Source organism: Mesorhizobium loti, assembly GCA_014189435.1.
Lineage (GTDB): Bacteria > Pseudomonadota > Alphaproteobacteria > Rhizobiales > Rhizobiaceae > Mesorhizobium > Mesorhizobium loti_G.
On the sequence record CP050293.1, the window covers coordinates 5,389,109 to 5,411,595 of the forward strand.

Annotated in this window: 17 protein-coding genes; 8 read left to right on the forward strand and 9 right to left on the reverse strand. The window is 63.0% G+C overall.

The genetic code is table 11. The annotated features are described in order from the left end of the window. Nucleotides 1-12: 12 nt before the first annotated feature. On the reverse strand, nt 13-735 hold the full coding sequence (locus tag HB777_25815) for an HAD family hydrolase (protein ID QND67000.1): 723 nt from the start codon (nt 733-735) through the stop codon (nt 13-15). Nucleotides 736-740: 5 nt separating this feature from the next. Further along, nucleotides 741-2,384: a glucose-6-phosphate isomerase gene (gene pgi / locus HB777_25820; protein QND67001.1), complete on the reverse strand. Its 1,644-nt coding sequence runs from the start codon at nt 2,382-2,384 to the stop codon at nt 741-743. A gap of 277 nt (nt 2,385-2,661) precedes the next feature. On the opposite strand from pgi, the gene HB777_25825 reads away from it, so the two are divergent. Then, nucleotides 2,662-4,155, forward strand: coding sequence for a PLP-dependent aminotransferase family protein (locus tag HB777_25825; protein ID QND67002.1), 1,494 nt, complete (start codon nt 2,662-2,664; stop codon nt 4,153-4,155). Nucleotides 4,156-4,346: 191 nt separating this feature from the next. Continuing rightward, nucleotides 4,347-5,933, forward strand: a complete 1,587-nt coding sequence (locus tag HB777_25830; protein QND67003.1) for a trimethylamine methyltransferase family protein — start codon at nt 4,347-4,349, stop codon at nt 5,931-5,933. Nucleotides 5,934-5,952: 19 nt separating this feature from the next. Here HB777_25830 and HB777_25835 read toward each other — a convergent pair whose 3' ends face one another. The 4 genes from HB777_25835 to HB777_25850 all read right to left on the reverse strand — a co-directional run bounded on the left by HB777_25835 (nt 5,953) and on the right by HB777_25850 (nt 10,713). Continuing rightward, the gene (locus HB777_25835; protein QND67004.1) at nt 5,953-6,351 is read right to left on the reverse strand and encodes a hypothetical protein; all 399 of its coding nucleotides are present in this window, start codon (nt 6,349-6,351) and stop codon (nt 5,953-5,955) included. 163 nt (nt 6,352-6,514) lie between these two features. Next, complete coding sequence (gene chrA, locus HB777_25840) at nt 6,515-7,906, reverse strand: chromate efflux transporter (GenBank protein ID QND67005.1); 1,392 nt, start codon at nt 7,904-7,906, stop codon at nt 6,515-6,517. Further along, a complete protein-coding gene (locus HB777_25845; protein ID QND67006.1) occupies nt 7,903-8,721 on the reverse strand; it encodes a sulfurtransferase in 819 nt (272 codons plus the stop codon). The genes chrA and HB777_25845 overlap by 4 nt, the downstream gene beginning before the upstream one ends. A gap of 186 nt (nt 8,722-8,907) precedes the next feature. Beyond that, the gene (locus HB777_25850) at nt 8,908-10,713 is read right to left on the reverse strand and encodes a dihydroxy-acid dehydratase family protein (protein QND67007.1); all 1,806 of its coding nucleotides are present in this window, start codon (nt 10,711-10,713) and stop codon (nt 8,908-8,910) included. A gap of 146 nt (nt 10,714-10,859) precedes the next feature. On the opposite strand from HB777_25850, the gene HB777_25855 reads away from it, so the two are divergent. Further along, the gene (locus HB777_25855; GenBank protein ID QND67008.1) at nt 10,860-11,312 is read left to right on the forward strand and encodes a carbon monoxide dehydrogenase subunit G; all 453 of its coding nucleotides are present in this window, start codon (nt 10,860-10,862) and stop codon (nt 11,310-11,312) included. 235 nt (nt 11,313-11,547) lie between these two features. On the opposite strand, the gene HB777_25860 is transcribed toward HB777_25855, so the two are convergent. From HB777_25860 to HB777_25870, 3 genes are all read right to left on the reverse strand, one after another. Continuing rightward, nucleotides 11,548-12,744 (reverse strand): Mrp/NBP35 family ATP-binding protein, encoded by a 1,197-nt coding sequence (locus HB777_25860; GenBank protein QND67009.1) that lies wholly within the window; start codon nt 12,742-12,744, stop codon nt 11,548-11,550. A 93-nt stretch (nt 12,745-12,837) separates the two neighbouring features. Further along, the gene (locus tag HB777_25865; GenBank protein QND67010.1) at nt 12,838-15,033 is read right to left on the reverse strand and encodes a GtrA family protein; all 2,196 of its coding nucleotides are present in this window, start codon (nt 15,031-15,033) and stop codon (nt 12,838-12,840) included. Next, nucleotides 15,030-15,992, reverse strand: coding sequence for a glycosyltransferase (locus HB777_25870; GenBank protein QND67011.1), 963 nt, complete (start codon nt 15,990-15,992; stop codon nt 15,030-15,032). Before HB777_25870 ends, HB777_25865 begins: the two co-directional genes overlap by 4 nt. 113 nt (nt 15,993-16,105) lie before the next feature. Between HB777_25870 and HB777_25875 the strand changes: the two genes are divergently transcribed. From HB777_25875 to fdhF, 5 genes are all read left to right on the forward strand, one after another. After that, entirely contained in the window at nt 16,106-16,456 is a 351-nt protein-coding gene (locus HB777_25875; protein ID QND67012.1) for a hypothetical protein, read from the forward strand. 18 nt (nt 16,457-16,474) lie between these two features. Next, on the forward strand, nt 16,475-17,374 hold the full coding sequence (locus HB777_25880; protein ID QND67013.1) for a LysR family transcriptional regulator: 900 nt from the start codon (nt 16,475-16,477) through the stop codon (nt 17,372-17,374). 134 nt (nt 17,375-17,508) lie between these two features. After that, nucleotides 17,509-17,988, forward strand: coding sequence for a formate dehydrogenase subunit gamma (locus HB777_25885; GenBank protein ID QND67014.1), 480 nt, complete (start codon nt 17,509-17,511; stop codon nt 17,986-17,988). Further along, nucleotides 17,985-19,541 carry an NADH-quinone oxidoreductase subunit NuoF gene (locus HB777_25890; GenBank protein ID QND67015.1) on the forward strand — a complete coding sequence of 519 codons (1,557 nt, stop codon included), beginning with the start codon at nt 17,985-17,987 and terminating at the stop codon, nt 19,539-19,541. Before HB777_25885 ends, HB777_25890 begins: the two co-directional genes overlap by 4 nt. Nucleotides 19,542-19,551: 10 nt before the next feature. Then, nucleotides 19,552-22,464, forward strand: coding sequence for a formate dehydrogenase subunit alpha (fdhF, locus tag HB777_25895; protein ID QND67016.1), 2,913 nt, complete (start codon nt 19,552-19,554; stop codon nt 22,462-22,464). The last annotated feature ends 23 nt before the right edge of the window (nt 22,465-22,487 follow it).

The window sequence follows — 22,487 nt, forward strand, 5'->3', positions numbered from 1 at the left end:
CCACCGACGGGATCAGATCGTCTCCTTGACCCGTGCCGAAAGAAAGTCCGGCAGGTCGGCTACGGAATCCAGGACAACATCGGCAATCCCGGCCAGCGATTCGCGGGTGCCGGTGCCGGAGAGCACGCCAACCGCCAGCCCGCAGCCGCCGGCGCGCGCCATTTCAAGGTCGTGCCTGTTGTCGCCGACCATGGCGATCTCCGCCGGCCTGAGGCCGGTGAGATCGCTGAAGGCCAGGATGGTGTCGGGCGCCGGCTTCGGATTGGCCACCGCGTCGTAGCCATAGGCCGCGTCGAACAATTGGGCGACGCCGAGCGTGACCAGCGTCTTTTCCGCACCGCTGGTCGAGTCGTTGGTGGCGACGCCAAGCCGGTAGGACTTCCTGTGCAGTGCCGTCAGCGTGTCGACGATGCCGGGCAACGCCACAGCCATTGCCGAGCCCTGCACCGAGGTGATCTCGTTGAAGCGGGCGACCGCAAGCATCTGGTCCTCGTTGGACAGGCGCGGGAACCACAATTCGACGACGTCGAGATTGGTGCCGGACGCAAAGATCGAGTCCGGTTTGAAACGCTTGTTGGCGAAATCGAAGCCGGCAGCCGCAAGCAGCCTGTCGGCTTTCCAGCGGTCGCCTTCCGAGGCATCCATGGCCATGAAGTCGGCGACGCCGAGCCAGGTCGCGTTGAAGTCGACAAGTGTCCCGTCCTTGTCGAACAATATTCCCTTGATGTCTGCCAAGCTTTTCACTCCGAGCCACGCAAATGGTGGATGAATCCCACAAGGCCAGCGGTCGATGCATCTCGCTTCGCGGCACTTTCCTTGCCCTCCACGACAGGCAAAAGGCCGGTGGCCAGTTCCTTGCCGAGCTCGACGCCCCACTGGTCGAAGGAGTTGATGTTGAACAGCGTGCCCTCGACGAAGACGCGATGCTCGTAGAGCGCGATCAGCCGGCCGAAGGTGCGCGGGTCGAGTTTGCGGTAGAGGATGGTCACTGAGGGCCGGTTGCCGGAGAAGACGCGGTGCGGGGCGATCTTGTCGACATCGGCCGGCTTCATGCCCTTGGCCAGCATCTGGGCGCGGGCCTCCTCCAGCGTGCGGCCCTTCATCAGCGCTTCCGACTGCGCCAGGCAGTTGGCAAGCAGCAGGTCATGCTGGTGCTTGAGATCGGGCTCGTGGCCGACGGCCGCGGCGAGGAATTCGACCGGAATGAAATCGGTGCCCTGGTGCAGCAGCTGGAAGAAGGCATGCTGGCCATTGGTGCCGGGCTCACCCCAGACCAACGGTCCGGTCGGCGTCGTCACCTGAGTGCCTTCGAGGGTGACGCTCTTGCCGTTCGATTCCATGTCAAGCTGCTGCAGATAGGCCGGCAGCCTGGACAGGCGCTGGTCATAAGGGATGACGGCGCGCGCCGGGTAACCGCAGATCACGCGATGCCACCAGCCGACCAGACCCAGCAGCGCCGGCAGGTTCTCCTGCACCGGCGCGGTGCGGAAATGCTCGTCCATCTCATGCGCGCCATCGAGGAAGGCGCGAAAGTTTCTCGGGCCGATAGCGATCATCACCGGCAGGCCGATCGCGCCCCAGAGCGAATAGCGGCCGCCGACCCAGTCCCAGAAGCCGAAGACGCGATCGGGCGCGATGCCGAACTTGGCCACCAGGTCGAGCGCGGTCGAGACGGCGGCGAAATGCTTGCCGACGGCTTCCTTGCCAAGCGCCTTCTGCACCCAGTCGCGCGCCGTCTGCGCATTGGTCATCGTCTCGACGGTGGTGAAGGTCTTGGAGGCGATGATGAACAGCGTGGTTTCGGCGGACAGGCCCTTCAGCGTGTCGTGGATATGGGCGCCGTCGATGTTGGAGACGTAATGCGCGCGCGGCCCGTCATGATAGGGCGCCAGCGCCAGCGTCGCCATGGCCGGGCCGAGATCGGAACCGCCGATACCGATGTTGACGATGTCGGTGATCTTCTTGCCGGTGGCGCCGGGCGCCTTGCCGGAACGCACGGCGTCGGCAAAGGCGCTCATGGCGTCGAGCACGGCGATGACGTCCGCCTTGACGTCCTGGCCATCCACCGTGACGCCCTTGCCGGTCAGGTTGCGCAGTGCCGTGTGCAGCACGGCGCGGTCCTCGGTGACGTTGATCTTCTTGCCGGCGAACATGGCGGCGCGGCGGCCTTCGAGATCGGCCGCCCTGGCGAGCTTTTCCAGCAGATCCATGGTGGTCGCGTCGACCGCGCATTTCGACCAGTCGAGCAGAAGGTCGCCGTCAGTGGCGGAGAATGTCACGAACCGCTTGGGGTCGGCGGCGAAGGCCTGGCGCATGCTGGCGGGCGCCGCGGCGCGATGATCGCGCAACGCGGCGAGCTGTTTTTGAAAGGACGATTGATCCACTGCCAAACTCCGAAACCTCGAGCCATCATTACGGACCGGATGTTTCCGGCGCGTGTCGTCGCGACAATCTATTGAGCCGAATTCCGCTCGTTTCAATGCGCAGCGATGACGCACGGAGTCACGCAGCGAGGTCGCAGCGCAGCATCAAAATGGCGTGAAGGATCACTGGCATAAATCCCAACGATCAGAAAAATTGATTGGCGCAACCCCTTGTGCCACGGTTACGTTCGGCTGGTCCAGCCAAGCGAAAAAGGTTGGCCATCGAGGAACATCTCCCATGCCACAGCGAAACGACACGGCGATCTGGTCCGGCCTGTTCCGGATTTCGGCTGAATCCGGCCAAACCCTGCAGGCGCAGATCCGCCAGGCCATCGTGGCCGCCATTCTCGACCGCCAGATCGCCGCCTCGATGCCGCTTCCTTCGTGCCGGATCCTGGCCGAAAAACTCGGCGTGGCGCGCGGAACCGTCGTGCTGGCGTTCCAGCAGCTCGTCGACCAGGGCTTCCTGGTGGCACGCGAGCGGCGTGGCCATTTCGTCAATCCCGATGTGCTGGCGACGCCGGCCAAGCCGCACCAGAAGGCGCCCGACCAGGCCAACGAGATCGACTGGAAGGCACGCCGCAAGATCGCCGCCAGCGACATGCCGCCGCCGGCCAAGCACGAGAACTGGATCAAGTCGTCCTACCCCTTCGTCTACGGCCAGTTCGATCCGGCGCTGTTCCCGACCGCCGAGTGGCGCGAGTGCAACCGCATGGCGCTTGCCGTGCTCGAGATCCGCAACTGGGCGTCCGACATGGTCGACCGCGACGATCCGCTGCTGATCGAGCAGATCCAGGCGCGGCTCTTGCCCCGGCGCGGCATCTTCGCCAATCCCGACGAGATCATCGTCACGCTGGGCGCCCAGAACGCGCTGTACATGCTGGCGACGCTGCTGATGTCCAAGGGCTCGAAGGTGGCGATGGAGGACCCCGGCTACCCCGACGCACGCTCGATCTTCCGTCTCGCTGGTGCCGAGATACAGCCGGTGCCGGTCGACCAGTCCGGCATCGTAACCGCTTCTATTCCCAATGATTCCGGGTTCGTCTTCGTCACCCCAAGCCATCATTGCCCGACCATGGTGCCGCTGTCGGCGGAACGGCGGCAGGACCTTCTGGCGCGGGCGAACCGCTATAACCAGATCATCATCGAGGACGGCTACGACAGCCAGCTTCTCGACGAAGCCCCGCAGCAGGCGCTGAAGAGCCTCGACCGCTCCGGCCGCGTCGTCTATGTCGGCTCGATGTCGAAGACGCTGGCTCCGGGGCTGCGGCTCGGCTACATCGTCGCTTCCGCTGGCCTGATCTCCGAGCTCAGGGCGTTGCGCCGCTTCATGCTGCGTCATCCGCCGGCCAACAACCAGCGCGCCGTCGCGCTGTTCCTGTCGCTCGGCCATCACGAGGCACTGGTGCGGCGGCTGTCGTCGGCCTTCGACGAGCGGCGCAAGCGGCTGGTCCATGCGATTTCCGCTTTCCTGCCGGAGTGGCGCTCGACCGATTCGGCCGGTGGCACGTCGCTGTGGCTCGAAGGGCCGCGCGGCACCGATGCGCGCGGGCTGGCCGAGGCGGCAGCCTCGCGCAGTGTCATCATCGAACCGGGCGACCGTTTCTTCGATCGCACTGAAAAACCTTCGCGTTTCATGCGGCTGGGCATCTCGTCGATCGCGCTGCAGCACATCGAGCCAGGCATCCGCGAACTGGCCACCGCTGCTGGACGCAGGCCCGCGGCCGCCTGATCCATCGCCTGCCCCTTGGACGGAGCCGCGCCAACGTGGTTCCGTCCTTTAGCCCTCTGGCATATGCAACCGGACCGGCTGGCCCATAGGCTGTGCCAATGCCGGCGGCATAGTCGAGGGCATAAGGGGAAGAAGCAGCCGATGGTGGACCAACCGCCGCGCTCTGTTTCTCAGAAAGGTGGAGTGCCTCCATGTCAGTTCTTGAAAAGCAGGAAGCGGCGGCGGATCAGCGTTCGCGCCGCTCCGGCGGGCGCGAAGCGCGCCGCGCCATGCGGGCAGCACCGTTGGCCGACGACATCAAGCCGGTACGTGCCGGCCTCGAAGGCGGCAGCTACGGACCGCTGACCCGGAACGACCAGGAACGCATCCACGAAGCGGTGCTGACGCTGCTGGAAACGGTCGGCTTCGCCAACGCCATTCCCTCCTGCATCGAGGCCCTGACAGAGGCCGGCGCCAGCTATGGCGACGATGGCCGCATCCGTTTCCCGCGCGCACTCGTGCTCGACACGATAAGACGAGCGGCGCGGCATTTCACGCTGCACGGCCAGGACCCCAAGCACGACATGCTGATCAAGGGCAAACGCGTGCATTACGGCACGGCGGGCGCTGCCGTGCATCTGGTCGATGTCGAAAAGCGCGAATACCGCGAATCGCTGCTGCAGGACATCTATGACGCCGCCCGCCTCGTCGAAGGGCTCGACAACATCCATTTCTTCCAGCGGCCGATGGTGCCGCGCGACATTCCCGACCCGCTCGAAATGGACTTCAACACGCTCTATGCCTGCGTGATGGGCACGTCCAAGCATGTCGGCACCTCATTCACGGTGCGCGAGAACGTGCAGCCGGCGCTCGAAATGCTTTATGCCATTGCCGGCGGCGAGGAGAATTTCCGCGCCCGGCCGTTCGTGTCGAATTCCAACTGCTTCGTCGTGCCGCCGATGAAGTTCGCCGAGGACGCCTGCGGCGTGCTCGAAGCCTGCGTCGAGGGCGGCATCCCGATCCTGTTGCTCTCGGCCGGACAAGCCGGCGCCACGGCGCCGGCGGCGATTGCCGGTGCGGTGGTGCAGGCGGTGGCCGAAGTGCTGGCCGGCCTCGTCTACGTCAACGCCATCAAGCCGGGCCATCCGGCGATCTTCGGCACCTGGCCGTTCGTGTCGGATCTGCGCACCGGCGCCATGTCCGGCGGTTCGGCCGAGCAGGCAGTGCTGACCTCGGCCTGCGCGCAGATGGCGCAATTCTACGATCTGCCGGGCGGCTCGGCCGCAGGCATGACGGATTCAAAATTGCCGGACATCCAGTCCGGCTACGAAAAGGGCATCACCGATGTGATGGCCGGCCTTGCCGGGCTTAATCTTGTCTACGAATCGGCCGGCATGCACGCCTCGCTGCTCGGCTTCTGCCTGGAAAGCCTGATTATCGACAATGACATGCTCGGCCACTGCCTGCGCTGCGTGCGCGGCATCGAGGTGACGGACGAGGCGCTGTCGATCGACACCATCGCCGATGTCTGCCTGAAGGGACCGGGGCACTATCTCGGCAATGAGCAGACGCTGCGGCTGATGCAGACCGAGTATTTTTACCCCGCAGTCGGCGATCGCTTTTCGCCCAAGGAATGGAACGAAAAGGGCCGGCCCGACATCTTGCAGCGGGCGATCATCGAGAAGAAACGCGTGCTCGCCGAGCGCTTTCCGCGCCATGTGCCGAAGCTGATCGACGACAAACTGCGCGCCCGCTTTGGCGAAATGATCAAACTGCCGCGCGGCAGCATGGGCGGCTAAAGAACGCTCGCCGGAACAGTTATTCGGCACTCAGCCCGTAGCGCTCGACGACCTCGGCATTGATCAGTTTGGCGTGCAGCGCCATCAGCACGATTTGCGCATCGAAACTGTCGCCAGCCTGCACCGCGGCCTCGACCCGGCGCTCCACCTCCTGCCGCTGCTGCAAGCCATGCGAGCTTTCGAAGGTTTCAGGCCCGGCGATGCAATAGCTGAACAGCCGCGCCACTTCCGCATAAGCTTGGCTGGGCGGCTCGTCGGGCCAATGATCCTTCATCAGATTGACGATGGTGAGTTTCACGCCCTCCGGCACGAGGGCGGGGTGAAGGTCGGCGCCACGCAACGCGGCGTCGAGCTGCCTCAAGTCGCCCGAGCGGCCGAATAGTCCGAGGAAGCCGAGAGAAGAGCGTCGTCCCGCCATGAGTCCCAATCCGTTTCCAACCACTTAGGTGGTTAGCAATCGGAATACAAAGGAAGGCGGCATCTAAAGCGCGTCGTCTGAATGAATTCAGACGACGCGCTTTAGATCTTTTCTTCATGCATGTCGTTCTCCCAAAACCGGGGCCACTTTTGGGCGACAGGCATTAGCCACCCGCCGCCAACAGCAAGACACCGGCAAGGGCGGATCCGGCAAGCGTTGGCAGCATGCCGATTTTCAGCTTCAGGATGGCGATCATGGCGGCGCCGGAAAGCAGCGCCGCGCACCAGTCGATCGACGAAACCACCGGTACGTTCATGCCGAGGCCCGTCGCGTGCACCTCACGGAAGATGACGTGCAAGGCAAACCACAGAGCGAGGTTCATGATGACGCCGACAATTGCGGCGGTGATCGCGCCAAGTGCTGCCGACAAGGCCTTGTTGCCGCGCAGGGCCTCGATGTAGGGCGCGCCGAGGAATATCCAGAAGAAGCACGGCGTGAACGTCACCCACAAAGTGAGCAACGCCCCCAGCGATCCGGCAAGCAACGGGTCCAGCGACCCGGCGTGGCGGAACGCGGCGATGAAGCCGACGAACTGCAGCACCAGGATGAGCGGACCCGGCGTCGTTTCGGCAAGCCCAAGACCATCGACCATTTCGCCAGGCGCCAGCCAGCCGAAGGACTGGACGGCTGCCTGTGCGACATAGGCGAGGACCGCATAGGCGCCGCCGAAGGTGACGACAGCCATGAGACTGAAGAACCGGCCTATCTCGGTCCAGACGCTTGCTGAGCCGGTGAACCACCAGACCACTAGAACGGGCCCAAGCCAGATCGGCAGCCAGATGGCGACGGTGCGCGGTGCATGCCATCTGGTCGGTTTGACATGGGCCAGTTCGCCGCGTTCGAACATCAGGTCGACCGCTCCCTTGAAGTCGGCAACATCGCCCTTGCCATGTACCGAGCCGGCAAACAGGCCGGGAGCAATGCGGTCCCCCAGCCATCCCGTCAGGCCGGCGAGCAGGACGATGAGTGGGAACGGCACATTCAAGGCATAGATGGCGATGAAGGCCGCGACCGCTATCGACATCATGACGCGGTTCTTGAGGGCGCGCCGTCCGATCCGGATCACCGCCTCGATGACGATGGCAAGCACCGCCGCCTTCACCCCGAAAAACAGCGCCGCGACGAGAGGCATGTCGCCATAGAGGACGTAGAGGCTGCTCAAGGCGAGCATGACGAGCGCACCCGGCACCACGAACAGGATGCCGGCGACAAGGCCACCAATCGTCCTGTGCAGCAGCCAGCCGATGTAGATGGCGAGTTGCTGGGCTTCCGGGCCGGGCAGCAGCATGCAGTAGTTCAGCGCATGCAGGAAACGCTGCTCGCCGATCCAGCGCCGTTCCTCGACCAGTTCCTTGTGCATCAAGGCGATCTGCCCGGCCGGTCCGCCGAAACTGAGCAGTCCGATCTTCGCCCAGACCTTCGTGGCCTCGGTAAAGGTCGGTGCAGCCGGCGCCTCGACGCTCGTAACCTTATCTGCCGGGGAAAGAGCACTCATGTCGATTTACCCGCGGCCGGCCAGTTGTGCGTTTCTTCGGTGGCGTCGCGACACCAGCGGAAGAACGCATCGTAGAGCAGCATGCCTGCTTCCAGTTGTTCCAGATCGTCGCGGAACATCCGCGACAGGCCAAGCGAGGCAGCCAGAAAGCCCGCCGCCTGGGGCACCAGGTCGAGGCTTGCGGTGTCGGCCGCGCGCACGATTGCGGCGAGACGATCGAGCGCCTCGGATCCCAGCCCGAACTCCTCGATCATCGTGTCGAAGGTGCAGCGTTCGCCGCGATGGCTCCAGAACACATTGTCGATGTCGAAAGGCGCGGCCTGAAAGCGGTCGGCCACAGCCGATACTTCAGCGGGTTCGACAAACAGGAACACCGCGTCGGGGTCGAGGAAACGCCGGATCAGCCATGGGCAAGCGATGCGGTCGACCTTCGGGCGTGCCCGCGTCACCCAGACGGTAGCGCCCTTTTCATTGCGTGGCGGCATCTTGTCGGTGCGGACCAGAAGTCCCCCGGCATCGCGCCAGGCCTCAAAGCCGCCTTCAAGGGATTCGGCTGATATCCCCTCATGGCGCAGCCATGCGGCGACGCCTTGCGAGAGCTTTTGCCCCTTCTGGCAGACGACGGCCACCGGCTTGCCGGCGAACCCGGCGGCCCAGGCCGAAACGGTTTTGAAATCGCGCCGGCACGAGGCCGGCAACAGGCGCGGATCGGCCTCGAAATCGTCATCGACGCGGACATCGATGATGACAGGCGCACCCGGCAGGCCGATCAGACGGGACAGTTGCGATACAGTGATAGCAGTTGTTGACGGCATGGCGTCCACCTCCTGGAAGAGAAGCTTGGACGCGAACGTTGGGCTGACGCCTCACGGGGTCGTCGCGATGCACCCCTTGTCATCATGGTGGATACAACGCGCGGGCTTGTCAAGGATGGTGACGGGCTCGACCTATTGGTCGGGACTGGCGACCCGATTGATCAAGCCGCCAGTTGTCGATGCGTGTCAGTGATTGTCCCTGGGGACGCCGCTGGTGTGGGCGACATCCTGGTATTTCACCGCCGGCTTCAGCACCATTCCCTCTGAGAACTGCGCGACCATGCCGCGCTGGATCTCCTGCCAGGGCGTCTGGTGCTTGGGATAGTGATAGCCGCCATTGTTCTGCAGTTCGGCACGGCGCCGGGTGATCTCGTCGTCGGTGACGAGGATATCGGCCGTGCCCTTGCGCAGGTCGATGCGGACACGGTCGCCGGTCTTGAGCAGCGCCAGTCCGCCGCCGATGGCGGCTTCCGGCGAGGCGTTGAGGATCGACGGCGAACCCGACGTGCCCGACTGGCGGCCATCGCCAATGCAGGCAAGCGCGTGGATGCCCTTCTTGATGAGGTAGGCCGGCGGCTGCATGTTGACGACCTCGGCACCGCCGGGATAGCCGACCGGGCCAGCGCCGCGCATGAACAGGATGGTGTGTTCGTCGATGCCTTGCGCCGGGTCGTCGATGCGGGCGTGGTAGTCCTCCGGCCCATCGAAAACCATGGCGTTGCCTTCGAAAGCCTCTGGATCCTTGGGGTTGGATAAATAGCGCTCGCGGAATTCCGGCGAGATGCCGCTGGTCTTCATGATCGCCGAATCGAACAGGTTGCCCCTGAGGTTGATGAAGCCGGCATTGGCCTTCAACGGCTTGGCCACGGAGCGGATGACGTCGGGGTTTTCGTTGGCGACGCCCTCGCTGTTCTCACCGATCGACTTGCCGTTGACGGTGCGCGCGCCGGGATGCGGCAACAGCCCGCCCTTCATCAGTTCGGCAATGACCGCCGGCACGCCGCCGGCATGATGGTAGTCTTCGCCCAGATATTCGCCCGTAGGCTGCAAATTGACCAGCAGCGGCACATTGAGGCCGACTGTCTGCCAGTCGTCATTGTCGAGCTTGACTCCAAGGTGACGAGCGATGGCGTTGAGATGGATCGGCGCGTTGGTCGAGCCGCCAATGGCCGAATTGACGACGATGGCGTTCTCGAAAGCCTCTCTCGTCATGATATCGGACGGCTTCAAATCCTCATGCACCATCTCGACGATGCGTTTTCCGGTCTCATAGGAAATCTGGCCACGCTCGCGGTAGGGCGCGGGAATGGCGGCCGAGCCAGGCAGCTGCATGCCGAGCGCCTCGGCCAGCGAGTTCATGGTGGTGGCGGTGCCCATGGTGTTGCAATAGCCGGTGGACGGCGCCGACGAGGCGACGATGTCCATGAACTCGTCATAGCCGATCTCGCCGGCCGAAAGGCGCTGGCGCGATTCCCAGACGATGGTGCCGGAGCCGGTGCGCTTGCCCTTGTGCCAGCCATTGAGCATCGGGCCGACCGACAGCGCAATGGCCGGAATGTTGACCGTGGCCGCCGCCATCAGCAGCGCCGGCGTCGTCTTGTCGCAACCGATGGTCAGCACGACGCCATCGAGCGGATAGCCGTACAGCACCTCGACCAGGCTGAGATAGGCAAGGTTGCGGTCGAGTGCCGCGGTCGGGCGCTTGCCGGTCTCCTGGATCGGATGGCAAGGGAATTCGAACGGAATGCCGCCCATCGAAACAATGCCTTCGCGCACGCGCTTGGCCAGTTCGATATGGTGGCGGTTGCAAGGTGAGAGATCGGAGCCGGTCTGGGCGATGCCGATCAGCGGTTTGCCGGACATCAGTTCGGCGCGCGTCAGGCCGTAATTCAGGTAGCGCTCGAGATAGAGCGCCGTCATGCCCGGATTGTCGGGATTGTCGAACCACTCCTGCGAGCGAAACATTTTCTTCCTGGTGGGGGCGCCTGCCATCGTGGTCTCCGTATTTGTAAGACAAATCGATATGGCAACGCGCGTAAGCAGGCAAGAGGGCGTGCGGTCGCAACCGGACTTTGGTGTGATAGACACGCACCCAGCCGTGCGTTAGGGCTTCAGGCAGTCTTGTCCGGGAGGTTTTCATGGCTTTGGTGATCGAAGGCGAGGAGCGCATTGCCGCACCCCTGCAAAAAGTGTGGGAAGCGCTGAACGATCCCGAGGTCTTGAAGGCGACCATCCCCGGCTGCCAGAGCCTGGAGATGAAGTCGCCGACCGAAATGGCGGCGACCGTGGTGGTCAAGATCGGGCCGATCAAGGCGACATTCAACGGCGAGGTGACGCTGAAGAACCTGAAGCCGCCGCATTCCTACACCATCCAGGGCGAAGGCAAGGGCGGCATTGCCGGCTTCGCCAAGGGCGGCGCCGACGTGACACTGACCGAAGATGGACCGGATGCCACGGTGTTGAAATACGCCGCCAAGGCCGATGTCGGCGGCAAGATCGCCCAGCTTGGCAGCCGGCTGATCGAATCGACCTCGAAGAAACTGGCCGGACAGTTTTTTTCGTCGTTTGGCGAAAAGGTCGGCGCGGCTTAGGTTGAGCCTCGCTTGAGCGGTGCCCGGTTTATCCAGCGCCAGCGCCGCCCCTCATTGTCCTGCCGGACATTTCTCCCCGTATAGTGACGGGGAGAAAGACGCCATGTCCGACGATTTCGCCAATTTTCAGCGACGCAGGAAAAACGGCGAAGTCGCGACAGCTCCCTTCTCCCCGTCACTATACGGGGAGAAGGTGCCGGCAGGCGGATGAGGGGCAGCGCAGACCGAACGAAGATTACTCGAACACAATACTCGGGACGGCGGCTGCGGCCGCACCACGCTCTTCGTTGACCCTGTCCCAGACCTTCGAGGCAATGTCGCGGTAGATTTTCGCCTCGGGACCGTCGGGCTTCGAGACGACAACCGGCGTGCCGGCATCCGAACTTTCGCGAATGCCCATTTCGAGCGGCACCTCACCGAGGAAGGTGACGCCGAGACGCTCTGCCTCGCGGCGGGCGCCACCATGGCCGAAGATGTCATAGCGCTTGCCGGTGTCCGGAGCGATGAAATAGCTCATGTTCTCGACGATGCCGAGCAACGGCACGTCGACCTTCTTGAACATGTTGAGGCCTTTTCGCGCGTCGATCAGGGCCAGATCCTGCGGCGTCGAGACGATGACGGCGCCGGCCAGCGGCACTTGCTGGGCCATGGTCAGCTGCGCGTCGCCGGTCCCGGGCGGCATGTCGACGACGAGCACGTCGAGCCGCCCCCACTCGACCTCGCGCAGCATCTGCGTCAGCGCCGACATCACCATCGGGCCACGCCAGATCATCGGTGTTTCCTCATCGACGAGGAAGCCCATCGACATCACCTTCAGGCCGTAATTCTCCATCGGTTTCAGGATCTTGCCGTCGACGGTCTGTGGCCGGCCGTGGATGTTCAACAACCTCGGCATGGACGGGCCGTAGATGTCGGCATCGAGCACGCCGACCCGCAGTCCGTTGGCGGCGAGGCCAAGGGCGATGTTGACGGCGGTGGTCGACTTGCCGACGCCGCCCTTGCCGGAAGCAACGGCAATGATCGCCTCTATGCCGGGCACGCCACGTTTGCCCGAGCTTTGCGAAGCGGGAGCATGGGGAGCGGCGCGCGGCGCCGCGGCAGCGGGAGGAGCAGGCGGCGCCGGCCTGGGTGCGGGGCGGGACGGAACCGGCGCTTCCATGCCACCGCCCTTCTTCTCGGCCGTCAGCGCGACGACGGCGCCGGCGACACCGGGGATCGCCTTGACGACACGCTCGGCGGCCGCACGCAGCGGCTCCATCTCCTGGGCCCGGGCGGCGGGAACGGTGATCGAGAAGAACACCTTCCCGTCGGCGATGAAAATCTCCGAAACCATGCCGAGATCGACAATGTTGCTGGTGAAATCCGGCCCGTTGACCGTCTTCAGACGCTCGGTGACGATTTCCTTGGTGACATTTTGCTGGACGGCGGGCATCGCAATTTTCCTTGGGTTCGTCTGCGGCTCACATAGTGCAGATCGAAGGCGACTCCAAGCGCCGTGGTGCCCGCGTCACCTCATCAGGCCCGATCAAAGGCCAACTTCGCACAGCTGATAAGGACGTGGCGTCGCGCCCACCCAGGCTTCATAGGTTCGGCAGCTTGCCGCGTGGAGGGCAAGACCATAACGCGCAATGATCGTATCCGATCGCTGAATGGTCCCGAGATCGGCTTCAGCCAAACTCATACCGCCTGGAGGCAACGCCACCAGGCGACAATTCCCCGTGTTCGAGGCTTCGTCCACCCGCAAGTGCTTGCTGACGCGTTGCAGCAGCGCTGACAGCTCGCGGCAGGGCCACCCCGACACAGACAACGTCAAGGGCGCAAGGATGTCGTTCATCTGCGCTGCACGCACTGCCCCTTCGTCAGTGTGGGCTGGCATCACGGCCCACGCCTTGCCACCTGACCGCTCGACGATTTCACGGACACGCGCACCGTATGCTGGTCCTTCCGGAAAGTTCGTCCCTAGGCCAACGGCCGCCATCGCAGGCGGAAAAAAGGGGACCATCCAGCCATTTGGCTCCTCCTCCGCAACGAGCAATAGTGTCCCCGATACCGGGAGGTCTGGTACCACAACGCGAAACGCCTGTGTGTCCCACGCTTGGTGACCCCATGAGCGGGTATCAACCAGTGCGTAGGTCGCGACCAGGGCGAGCGTTACAGCAGCGACCCGTTTCGCCATGTCGCCGCTGAGGAGCTTGTGCACCACAATCCAAACGACCAGAGGCGCAAGCATCTCCATCGAGACGGCATAACGGTAGATGCTAAAAGTCGCCATCCAGATCACGAAGGCCAAGCTCACGAACAACACGACTAAGCGTTCAGGAACCGACAGCATCAGGCTGGATTTGCGCATGGCGGCGGCACCGACCCACAAAACCATCAGAAGCCACAAAACCGGCCAGACAAATGGTCGCATTGCCAGTTCACCGACACGGGTGGCGTCGGTGACCATTGCAAAGGGGAACAGCAGCGCTTCCCAAATGCTTTTCGGCAACCATCGCGTGTCCGCAATCGCGATTGGCGCAGCCAGTGGCGAACCAAGCCAGGCATTGAATTGCGGGAACAGCGGATTTCCAAAGACCCGCAGCAACGTGGCGAACCAATAGCCGGCTGTCGTCGCAATTCCCCCGAGGACACCCAAGCCAAAAGCGAAGGCAAGGACTGGCCGCCGCAGCCATGGTGCCGGAAGAGCCAAGAGGGCCAAGCACAGGGCGACGGCAAATACCGCGTTGGTGAGTTTCAGTCCAACGCCAGCACCCATCAGCAGTCCCCCCGCTGCTACTGATATGACACCCCGCCAACCGGCCTCCACAACATGTCGCAACTGCCACATAATGAGCGCAAGAGCGCACAGCACAAACACTGCGGTCGTGTTGTCGCCCATGCTATTGCCCAATTCCGACAGGAATGCCGGCCCCATGCATCCGGCCAGCGAAAGCAGGATTGAGGTGGCATCGTCAGGCTTGCCGGAGCTGCCAAGCACAACACGAACAATGCAAAGTAGCAGCACAAAATTGAGACCGTGGATGGCGCCCATGACAAAGCCTGCCACCATCGCTGGCGCGTGCGTCACCATCGCGTAGTATGGTAGATCGAGCAGGGGATTGAAGTAGCTCTGGAACTGCGCTGCGGCCAAGTCCAAGCCGATACGCTCGCCCAGCAGCGCGTAAGGATTGTAGAAGTGATAGTTGAGCAAGTCCCAGTTGCTGTCTTGCCCCAGCAGCAGCGCGATCATCCCACCCAGGAGGGGCGCGAGCCACATCGCACGCGTCGCCGCATGAGGGTGGCTGAGCGCGCGGTTTAAGCCGCCGATCCACGACCGAAACAACCCTCGGCGTGCGGTTTGCGAGCGATCCCGGAACACCCAGGATCGAGCCGACAGGAAATTCAAGACTGTTCCAATGCCAGTGCCCGCGACCAAGCCTAATATCGGCGGCCACCTTGTCATGATGAAAGCGCCATAGACTGCGTAGTTGGCAGCACCACCAAACGTCATCGCCGCAAGGTAACGCAGGCCCTCGCGCCACAAAGGCTCGCCGGGCTGTACCGCAAAAGTCTTGCGACGATTAAGTTGCCAAGTCACAAATACTGCGGTCAGGAATGAAAATGCCCGGCTGGCGAAGGGGCCGAGACCAAAGGCAAGCAGCAGATATAGTACACCGGCATCCGCGGCAAAGCCAACAACCCCAACAATGGCGAACCAGCCGATCTGCTTATGGATCATGGTACCGGCGACCGCAGTGCGCCAATTCCGGGGATCCTCAGATAGGCTATCGTCTTGACCTCGGTTCGACCCCGCGTAACGGTGTCGAGAACAAGCCCGCATGCGAATAGAATTCCGCCCAACAGAACAAGCGCAACGCAAAGCAGCGCTGTAGGCTGCCGGGGTACCAGTCCCGTCTCGGCATATGTCTCCAATAGCGGGACAGCCAGGACGATCGCCAACAATGTTGTCGCGACGGAACCCAGTGAAAAGAAAATAAGCGGCTTCTCTGCCTTAAACAGTCTCACTATCGTTGTCAGGATGCGAATTCCATCACGATACGTCCGAAGCTTGCTCTGTGAACCCTTCGGGCGAGCACCATAGGCCGTGACCATCTCCGCCACCGGCATGCGTAGCTCGAGAGCGTGGACCGTCAATTCTGTTTCGATCTCAAAGCCCGTGGAATGTGCTGGAAAAGATTTCACATATCTGCGGGAAAACACGCGATAGCCTGACAGCATATCCGAAAACGTTCTGCCGAACAGTACCGCCACACAGCGGGTTAGCATCCGGTTGCCGAAGCGGTGGCCGAAGCGATAGGCTTCGCTGCCCTGGGGCAGTTCACTGGTCCGAATGCCGACCACCATGTCGAGCCGCTCCGAAAGCAAGCGATCGATCATGCGCGGAGCATCGGCAATGCTGTACGTGGCATCGCCGTCCGTCATTACATAGACATCGGCTTCGATGTCGGCGAACATCCGCCGCACCACGTTGCCTTTGCCTGGCATAGGCACCGTCAGGACCTGGGCACCCGCTGCGGCTGCAATTCGCCCAGTGTCGTCGGATGAGTTGTTGTCAAACACAAAAATGTTTGCTGCCGGCAAATAAAGGCGAAAGTCGGCAATCACCTGCGCGATTGTGGCCGCCTCGTTGTAGCAGGGCAGGATAACTGCAATGCGGGGCGTCAATAAATCACTCATAGGGATTTGCAACGACAAGCTCTATTCTTTTGGTAATTTACGACACAATTGCTGGGGCAATCTGTAGCGACGGACAATGTCATGGAAGCCGAACCAAAGGCAGGAAGCTTCCGATGTATAGCGCGAATTCACGGTTTCGCAACTTCGAGGATCGTGTCCCACAGCGGCGTCCGTCGACGCGCCAAACCTTCAGTTCCATCAGTCGTTCGGCGGCCGATCATTTCCAGGATATCGACGTTGGGACTCTTCTCCACGAGATTGCGCCGGTGCATCATGTCATCAGCCGTCCTTCCGGGGTCGAGCTGGTGTTCAATCGGACTCTTACCGGAAGCACCTATGACCACCGCAAGGCCGCTCGCTCGCTACAGCGCCGTGCAGGTGGCTTGCCTGCCGCCGAACTAGATCACGTCCGGGACACGAACATCCCAATAACAGCGACAATGCAAATCATTCTCATCAAATAGCAGTAGGCCGCCCTCTTCATGATCGACAAGCTGGAATTCTTCATCGCGCTCGCCAGGGAGGAGCATTTCGGCCGGGCAGCGGAGGTGTGCGGCGTGACCCAGCCGACGCTGTCGGCCGGCATCAAGCAGCTGGAGGGCCAGCTTGGCGTCATGCTGGTTCTGCGCGGCTCGCGCTTCCAGGGGCTGACGCCGGAGGGCAAGCAGGTGCTGGTGTGGGCGCGCCGCATCGTCGGCGACACCCGCTCCATGCGCGAAGAGATGCGCGCGGCGCGCCATGGCCTTTCCGGCCGCATCCGCATCGCCGCCATACCGACCGCTCTGGCCATGGTGGCGCGGCTGACGACACCGTTTCGGGCAAAGCATCCCGGCGTCACCTTCTCGGTGCTGTCGCGGACCTCGATCGAGGTGCTGTCGCTGCTCGGCAATTTCGACATCGATGCCGGCATCACCTATCTCGACAACGAGCCGCTGGGGCGGGTGACCAGCGTGCCGCTCTATGACGAGCGCTACCAACTGATCACAGCGATGGGAAATCCCTATTCCGATCGCGACAAAGTGACATGGGCGGAGCTCTCAAGCCTGCCGCTGTGCCTGTTGACGCCGGACATGCAGAACCGCCGCATCATCGACCAGCATCTGGCCGAAGCCGGCGTACAGGTGCGGCCGACGCTGGAATCCAATTCGATGATCGTGCTGTTTTCCCACATCCGCACCGGCAAATGGTCCTCGATCATGCCACTCAACCTTGCGGAAACATTCGGCTTTTCCGAACCGATACGAGCCATTCCAATCGTCGAACCGGATGCCAGCCACACGGTCGGCCTGGTGGCGGCGCCGCGCGAACCGCACACGCCGCTGGTCTCGGCGCTGCTGGACGAGGCAATGGCGCTGGCGGACGATTTCCACGCCCATCGCTGATATAGAAATGGGAACCGATGAGGTTTGATAGAAAATTTCTATCGATCAACGAAACAGCTTTATTGATTTCGCGGGTTTCCTCTGATTTTGTAAAGACTTAGCGATAAAAAGCTATCGACCAGGGAGGGCGCTGCGTGACGATGCAGCCTGCAAGTACCGAGATCACGTCGCGCACGGCCGCGATCATCCAGGAGCTGAAAGGCCTTGAAGGCCCGCTGCTGCCGATCCTTCACGGCATCCAGGAAGAGTTCGGCCATGTGCCCAAGGATGCACTGCCGGTCATCGCCGAGGCGTTGAACATTTCCAGGGCCGAGGTGCACGGCGTCGTCAGTTTCTATCACGATTACCGCAGCCATCCGGCGGGCCGGCATGTGCTGAAGCTCTGCCAGGCTGAATCCTGCCAGTCGATGGGTTCGGACGCCATCGCCGCCAAACTGAAGCAGTTGCTGGGCATCGGCCTTCATGAGACGACCCGCGATGGTTCGGTGACGCTGGAGCCGGTCTATTGCCTCGGCCTGTGCGCCTGTTCGCCCGCCGCAATGCTCGATGGCCAGGTGATCGGGCGGCTCGACGATGAAAAGCTCGATGAGATCGTTGCCGAGGTGCGCTCATGATCCCGCGTATCTACATCCCCGGCGATTCCGGTGCTCTGGCGCTTGGCGCCGAAAAGGTCGCCAAGGCGATCGCCAGTGAACTCGCCGAGCGCGGGATCGAGGCCAAGATCGTGCGCAACGGTTCGCGCGGCGCCTATTTCCTCGAACCGATGGTCGAAGTTGCTACAGCCAATGGCCGCGTCGCCTATGGGCCGGTGAAAACCTCCGACGTCAAAAGCCTGTTCGACAGCGGCTTCCTCACCGGCGGCCATCACAAGCGCTGGCTGGGCGCGCCGGACAAGATCCCTTTCCTCGCCAAGCAGACGCGGCTGACCTTCGCGCGCTGCGGCGTCACGGATCCGCTGTCGCTGGAATCCTACAAGAAACATGGCGGGTTGAACGGACTGACGACCGCGTTGGGACTGACGCCTGCGGCCATTGTCGCCCAGGTGACCGAATCCGGACTGCGCGGGCGGGGTGGCGCGGGTTTCCCGACCGGCATCAAGTGGAAAACGGTGCTCGATACCGTTGGCGACCGCAAATACATCGTCTGCAACGCCGATGAAGGCGATTCCGGCACCTTCGCCGACCGCATGATCATGGAGGGCGATCCCTTCGTGCTGATCGAAGGCATGACGATCGCCGGTATCGCGACAGGCGCGACTAAAGGCTTTGTCTATGTCCGCTCGGAATATCCGCATGCGGTGGCGGTGATGAACAAGGCCGTCGAGACCGCCCGCAAGGCCGGCATTCTTGGCGCCAACGTGCTGGGGTCACCCTACGCTTTCGACATGGAGATCCGGGTCGGCGCAGGCGCCTATGTCTGCGGCGAGGAGACGGCGCTGCTCGACTCGCTCGAAGGCAAGCGCGGCATGGTGCGGGCAAAGCCGCCGCTGCCGGCGCATAAGGGGCTGTTCGGCAAGCCGACAGTGATCAACAACGTCATCAGCCTAGCCTCTGTGCCCATCATCATGGACAAGGGTGCCGCCTTCTACAAAGATTTCGGCATGGGCCGCTCGCGCGGCACGATCCCGATCCAGATAGCCGGCAACGTCAAATATGCAGGCCTGTTCGAAGCCGCTTTCGGCATGACGCTTGGCGAGATCGTCGACGAGATCGGCGGCGGCACTGCCACGGGGCGTCCGGTCAAGGCCGTGCAGGTCGGCGGCCCGCTCGGCGCCTATTTTCCGCGCGCGCTGTTCGACACGCCATTCGACTATGAAGCTTTCGCGGCCAAGGACGGACTGATCGGCCATGCCGGCATCGTGGTGTTCGACGACACCGCCGACATGCTGAAACAGGCCCGCTTCGCCATGGAGTTCTGCGCCATCGAAAGCTGCGGCAAGTGCACGCCCTGCCGCATTGGCTCGACGCGCGGTGTCGAGACCATCGACAAGCTCGCAGCCGGCATCGAGCCGGAGAAGAACCTCGCTCTGGTCACCGACCTCTGCAACACGATGAAATTCGGCTCGCTGTGCGCGCTGGGCGGCTTCACGCCCTACCCTGTCATGAGCTCGATCACCCATTTCCCCGACGACTTCAAGCCAGCGCCCGTGCGCGTGGCTGCCGAATAGGAGCTGGCAGATGAACATCAAGGCCGACTTCCCTTCCCTCGTCGAAGAGATCGACTACGGAACCCCGCAATCGAAGGCGCAGAAGCAGGTCACGCTGAACGTCGACGGGCGCAGCATCACCGTCCCGGAAGGCACCTCGATCATGCGTGCCGCGATGGAAGGCGGGGTCGAGATCCCGAAGCTTTGCGCCACCGACATGCTGGACTCCTTCGGTTCGTGCCGTGTCTGCCTTGTCGAGATCGAAGGACGCGGCGGCACGCCGGCCTCCTGCACGACGCCCGTCGGCGAAGGCATGATCGTGCGTACGCAGACCGAGCGGCTCGACGCCATTCGTCGCGGCGTCATGGAACTCTACGTCTCCGACCATCCGACCGGCTGGAATGAAAAGGCCGGAACCGGGGCCAGCGAGTTCGATGCGGTGGCGAAGTCGATCGGCCTGACCGAGAACCGCTACGGCATCGAGGGCCGCAACCACGTCAAGCCGGAAGGCGGCGTGGCGCCCGGCCATGGCTCGCTGGCGGTCGACTACATCGCCCGCGACGAGTCCAACCCCTATTTCACCTATGATGCCTCGCAATGCATCGTCTGCTCGCGCTGCGTGCGGGCCTGCGAAGAGGTGCAGGGCACTTTCGCGCTGACCATCGAAGGCCGTGGCTTCGAATCCCGGGTTTCGGCGGGAATGCACGAGGCGTTCATCGATTCGGAATGCGTGTCCTGCGGCGCCTGCGTGCAGGCCTGCCCGACCGATGCGCTGCGCGAGAAGGCAGTGCTTGCCAAGGGCCTGCCGGAACGCTCGGCCGTCACCACCTGTGCCTATTGCGGCGTCGGCTGCTCGTTCAAGGCCGAAGTGAAGGACGACGAGGTCATTCGCATGATGCCCTATAAGGAGGGCAAGGCGAACCATGGCCATTCCTGCGTCAAAGGCCGTTTCGCCTATGGCTACGCCACCCACAAGGACCGCATCCTGTCGCCGATGATCCGCGAAAAGGTCACCGATCCTTGGCGCGAAGTGAGTTGGGAAGAGGCGGTCGCCCATACGGCGAAAGAATTCCGCCGCATCCAGTACCAGTACGGACGCACCGCGATCGGCGGGATCACCTCGTCGCGCTGCACCAACGAGGAAACCTACCTCGTCCAGAAGATGGTGCGGCAGGGCTTTCGCAACAACAATGTCGACACCTGCGCGCGCGTCTGCCACTCGCCGACGGGCTATGGGCTCGGCCAGACTTATGGCACCTCGGCCGGCACGCAGGATTTCGACTCGGTCGATTACACCGACGTCGCCGTCATCATCGGTGCCAATCCCGCCTCGGCCCACCCGGTGTTCGCCTCGCGGCTGAAGAAGCGGCTGCGCCAGGGCGCCAAGCTGATCGTGCTCGATCCGCGCCGCACCGAGATGGTCAAGTCAGCGCATGTTGAAGCGGATTATCACCTGCCGCTGAAGCCCGGCACCAATGTGGCCGTGCTGACGGCGCTGGCGCATGTCATCGTCACCGAAGGTCTTTTCAACGAAGCCTTCATCCGCGAACGCTGTGACTGGACGGAGTTCCAGGATTGGGCATCGTTCGTCGCCTTGCCGGAAAACAGCCCCGAAACCGTCGGCAAATTGTCCGGTGTCGATCCCGAGCTGATCCGGGGTGCTGCCCGTCTCTACGCCACCGGCGGCAACGGCGCGATCTATTACGGCCTCGGCGTGACCGAACACAGCCAGGGTTCGACCACGGTGATGGCGATCGCCAATCTCGCCATGGCCACCGGCAATATCGGCCGGCCCGGCGTCGGTGTGAACCCGCTGCGTGGCCAGAACAACGTGCAGGGCTCGTGCGACATGGGCTCCTTCCCGCACGAACTGCCTGGCTATCGCCACATCTCGGGCGAAGCCGTGCGCGACATCTATGAGAGCCTGTGGGGTGTGAAGCTGGACGACGAACCCGGCCTGCGCATCCCCAACATGCTGGATGCCGCCGTCGACGGCAGCTTCAAGGGCATCTACATCCAGGGCGAGGACATTCTGCAGTCCGATCCGGACACCAAGCATGTCGCCGCCGGCCTCGCCGCGATGGAATGCGTCGTCGTGCACGACCTCTTCCTCAACGAGACGGCAAACTACGCGCATGTCTTCCTGCCGGGCTCGACCTTCCTGGAGAAAGACGGCACCTTCACCAACGCAGAGCGCCGCATCAACATGGTGCGCAAGGTTCTGGAGCCGAAGGCGCGCTACGCCGATTGGGAGGCGACGCAAGAGCTTGCCCGCGCCATCGGACTGGACTGGAACTATCAGCATCCCTCGCAGATCATGGACGAGATCGCGATGACGACGCCGAGCTTCGCTGGCGTCTCCTTCGAGTTGCTCGACCGTGTCGGATCCGTGCAATGGCCCTGCAACGAGAAGGCGCCGCTCGGCACCCCGATCATGCACATCGATGGGTTCGTGCGCGGCAAGGGCAAGTTCATCCGCACCGAATATGTGGCGACCGACGAAAGGACGGGGCCGCGCTTCCCGCTGCTGCTCACCACCGGCCGCATCCTCAGCCAGTACAATGTCGGCGCGCAGACAAGGCGCACCGACAACAGCATGTGGCACTCGGAGGACCGGCTGGAGATCCATCCGCACGATGCCGAGAACCGGGGCTTGCGCGACGGCGACTGGGTCCGGCTGACGAGCCGCTCGGGCGAGACGACGCTGCGCGCGCTGATCACCGACCGGGTGTCGCCCGGTGTGGTCTACACGACCTTCCACCATCCCGACACACAGGCCAACGTGATCACCACCGACTTCTCCGACTGGGCGACCAATTGTCCGGAGTACAAGGTGACGGCGGTGCAGGTCGGCGCCTCCAACGGGCCGTCTGAATGGCAGCGCGACTATGACGAGCAGGCCAAGCAGAGCCGGCGCATCGCGAAGCTGGAAGCAGCGGAGTAGCCGTGTCGAGGCATTCGACAGCA

Coding starts and splice junctions, on each gene's coding strand:
- HB777_25825 (QND67002.1), top strand. CDS start 2,662: ATGCCACAGCGAAACGACACGGCGATCTGGTCCGGCCTGTTCCGGATT.
- HB777_25830 (QND67003.1), top strand. CDS start 4,347: ATGTCAGTTCTTGAAAAGCAGGAAGCGGCGGCGGATCAGCGTTCGCGC.
- HB777_25835 (QND67004.1), bottom strand. CDS start 6,351: ATGGCGGGACGACGCTCTTCTCTCGGCTTCCTCGGACTATTCGGCCGC.
- chrA (QND67005.1), bottom strand. CDS start 7,906: ATGAGTGCTCTTTCCCCGGCAGATAAGGTTACGAGCGTCGAGGCGCCG.
- HB777_25845 (QND67006.1), bottom strand. CDS start 8,721: ATGCCGTCAACAACTGCTATCACTGTATCGCAACTGTCCCGTCTGATC.
- HB777_25850 (QND67007.1), bottom strand. CDS start 10,713: ATGGCAGGCGCCCCCACCAGGAAGAAAATGTTTCGCTCGCAGGAGTGG.
- HB777_25855 (QND67008.1), top strand. CDS start 10,860: ATGGCTTTGGTGATCGAAGGCGAGGAGCGCATTGCCGCACCCCTGCAA.
- HB777_25860 (QND67009.1), bottom strand. CDS start 12,744: ATGCCCGCCGTCCAGCAAAATGTCACCAAGGAAATCGTCACCGAGCGT.
- HB777_25865 (QND67010.1), bottom strand. CDS start 15,033: ATGATCCATAAGCAGATCGGCTGGTTCGCCATTGTTGGGGTTGTTGGC.
- HB777_25870 (QND67011.1), bottom strand. CDS start 15,992: ATGAGTGATTTATTGACGCCCCGCATTGCAGTTATCCTGCCCTGCTAC.
- HB777_25875 (QND67012.1), top strand. CDS start 16,106: ATGTATAGCGCGAATTCACGGTTTCGCAACTTCGAGGATCGTGTCCCA.
- HB777_25880 (QND67013.1), top strand. CDS start 16,475: ATGATCGACAAGCTGGAATTCTTCATCGCGCTCGCCAGGGAGGAGCAT.
- HB777_25890 (QND67015.1), top strand. CDS start 17,985: ATGATCCCGCGTATCTACATCCCCGGCGATTCCGGTGCTCTGGCGCTT.
- fdhF (QND67016.1), top strand. CDS start 19,552: ATGAACATCAAGGCCGACTTCCCTTCCCTCGTCGAAGAGATCGACTAC.